The organism is Agreia sp. (genome assembly GCF_964263775.1).
Taxonomy (GTDB): Bacteria; Actinomycetota; Actinomycetes; order Actinomycetales; family Microbacteriaceae; genus Agreia.
The window spans coordinates 1-3,002 of record NZ_CAXVWM010000092.1 but is presented as its reverse complement, the minus strand read 5'-3'; the positions used below and the strand labels follow the sequence as shown (position 1 = coordinate 3,002).

At 62.9% G+C, this 3,002-nt stretch carries 2 protein-coding genes; both read right to left on the bottom strand.

Annotation, left to right across the window (positions count from 1 at the left end; all coding sequences use genetic code 11):
• The coding region (locus tag ACE5CZ_RS07505) for a hypothetical protein (RefSeq protein ID WP_374946707.1) at positions 1-1,390 on the bottom strand (1,390 nt) is incomplete at its 3' end.
• 11 nt (positions 1,391-1,401) lie between these two features.
• On the bottom strand, positions 1,402-2,844 hold the full coding sequence (locus ACE5CZ_RS07500) for a glutamate mutase L (RefSeq protein ID WP_374946706.1): 1,443 nt from the start codon (positions 2,842-2,844) through the stop codon (positions 1,402-1,404).
• Positions 2,845-3,002 lie beyond the last annotated feature (158 nt).

The following is a 3,002-nucleotide window of genomic DNA, read 5'->3' as shown; positions in this document are numbered from 1 at the left end:
TGACGACTTTGACGTCGCGCAGATCCGGAAGCGGTCCGTCGACTCGAAGGCGTTCCAGCACAGCATGTTTGCGCTCGATTAGCCTCCCCAACGTGTCGCTCGCGACCAGTGGCTTGAATCCGCGCGGGAAGCTCGAGTCCGGTTCGCCGGCGTGAAAGAGATCCTCGATGGCACCTGCGCCGAGCCGACGCGTTGCCAGCATCAGCTGCAGCGGATCGTCTGTCTTGACCCCGATCTTTCCCAAACCGTCCAGAAGATTGCGGAACACCTGCCGGCCGCCTTGAATGATCTGGTCGCGCATCTCGTAGATCGGCCGCCAGTCGATGATGTCCGGACATGCTCGGACGCGCCTCTCGGCCTCGCTGACGATCACCAGCGACTCGACCAATTCGTCCACGCTCGGGATGCGGATCGGCTCCGAGACCGGGGTCGCGTGCATGGCTGCGCCCGTCGGGTGCTTCAACTCTCGGGCAATCGTGTACATCACGTCCGCGGCAACGATTACGGCATTGCGGTCGAAGTCTTCACCGACCAAACCGTTGGTGTCGCCGTGGACGAAAGTTGGCGGCACGCGGTCGACGTTGATGGCATCCATCGCCAAACCGAAGGCTTGCTTGCGGATCGGATCCGAGAACGTCGATCCGTAGCTCTGCGCATGTGCGGCACCGATGAGATCCTCGGCAATGTAACACTGAAACATGCTCCAGCCTAATGAAGTTGCCAAGTCATGAAATGACGAGCAGTACCCATCTTCGATGAACGAGTTCAAGACGACACCGGCATCGCGCTTTTGCGCGATCATCGATGCGGCCTGCACCCCGCGGATCATCTGCTCGGCGTCGTCGTGCCACCCCGGGTAGCTGTAACGATTGAATTCGGCGAAATCGCCGATGTAGCCAAAGCCGGCCCGGATAGCGGACTCGGTGGTCGCCACCCCACCGGGAGTGGCCACGCCATGGTCGTTCCATTCAGGCTCGACGTCGGTGTCTCGCGCTGCTCCAACCCAATCGGCCTCTGTGTACATCATGATGCCCGTTTCGGCGAGCGCTCCGTCGCGCATCTCGGGCGGAAGCCCCATTCGCCGATCGGAGACGAGGGAAAAGCGGTCCAGCGGGAAACCGCGCTTCTTTCCGGCTGCGGTGATTTCGTCGAGCGCGTCGCGTGTTTCGGCCCAGGTCTTGTAGCCGAGGTTGATGTATGTCGTGAGTCGACCAGTGTCTCGACACCGTTCCTTGAACGCCCGATCACTGTCGGCCTTCCGCACTTCGACGCCTCTAGACCGTCCAACGGGAATGGCCCTGGCGCGTTCCTTTGCCTCGCGAACCAGTTCGATTCCGTCGGGAAGGTCGTCGGGAATGAGCTGATGCAGCTCAAGTTCAGTCGAGGTCACTGAGGTCTCCTTTATGAGTCAATAGGGAGGGGTTGAATGAGCGACGACATGCACGACTCGAGGAGAGCGGCGGCAGCGGTCTGGTGTGCACCGGCGAGTAGACCTGCAGCTGCCAGCACATAGTCGTGGTCAATTCTCGTCCGAGCGTGACGGGGGAGTAGCAGCCGTCCGCGTCCCAAAGCACTGGCTAGGCAGGCGTCCAGATCGGCGGGATTCAGCGACCGCAGAGGCCCTCCGGTGCCGATGAGAAGCGAAGCTTCTGTCAGGTCGCGGCCCTCTCGGGCAAGGACCGCACCGTCCGGTGTGAGCGTGAGTCGTTCACGGCCGACGTGACGTCGCAATGCGACCGTGATGGCGAGCATCGTTAGACGGCGGTCGACATCGGCTTGTGTTTGGCAATTGGAAAGATAGGTGGGTTCCTGTTCGCGGGCCGCTGCATGGTCTCCCAGTGTGGTGATCTCGGTAGCGCCGATAAGCCCTTCGTCGCGTGCCGCGTCGACGATTCCCAATGCGTTCCATCGCACGCCCAAGTCAGCCTCCACCGATCTGGCGCTCGTGGACTGAGGCAGGAGGGCTCGCTTGTAGCCTTGCGGTTGTCGGTCTCCAGGCGACGCCGAGTGGACATCCGTCGTGGCGCCGCCGACGTCGACGACGATGAGACCCGCAACAACCCCTCGCTGCGCGAGCAGGCCGACGAGAAGTTCTGTTCCCCGCAGGACCGCGTCTGGGGTCGCCATCTGCACGAGCTGCTTGAGTTGTTCGCCGCCACCGAGCTTCCCGCCGATCACTTGGCTGATGAACGGGCGTCGCAGGACTTCCCGCACCCCAGAGGGCCTGAGTGTCCGAATGGCAGGCATCACGTTGGGCGCCTGCGCGACCGTCCATCCCGCGTTCCGCAACCATTTTGCCGCCTCGTCCTGGACCACCTCGTTGCCGGCGATTACGACTGGGACGTGATGGCCGTTGACTTCGGCCAGTCTCTTCGCGGACTCAATCAGCGTGACCTCGTCACCACCGTTCGTGCCGCCGACGAGCAAGATGATGTCGGGCTGCCCTGCCAGGAGTTTGGTTGCATCGGTTACGTCCGTGAGCCCCGCGCTGGCGATGGTGGTGACTCGGGCGCCGGCGCTGAGGGCGGCTTGCCGTGCCGCTTCGACGGTGAGATCGTGTTCAAGTCCCACCACGGCGATCCGAAGACCGCCCCCGGCGCTCGAACAGGCGAGTGTTTCGGCGAAATCCGCTGCGAGGTGGCGATATTTCAATTGTTGCCGAGCTGCCGTCAGGCCTACGAGAGCATCCCCATGAATGGTCGGATGCTGAGTCGAGCCCACCATCCGGCCGTCAGGGGTGATCACCCGCAACTTGGTGAACGTGCTCCCGAAGTCGGCGAGTCCGATCACCGCGCCGTCGTGATTCAGATCCCGTGTGGCGGCCAGATCGGGCCCGTCACTCACGGCAGGCCCGGACCCGCGCTGGTTCCCGTGGCAATGGCTTTCGCGCCTTCATCGCTTGCCAAGCATCTGCCGGTAAAGGTCGAGTGCCAGTGTGATCCCCGGTTCGGCGCGAGCGCTGTACGGGCCGGGCTTGTAGGCGCTTGAACCGATTCCTGCTT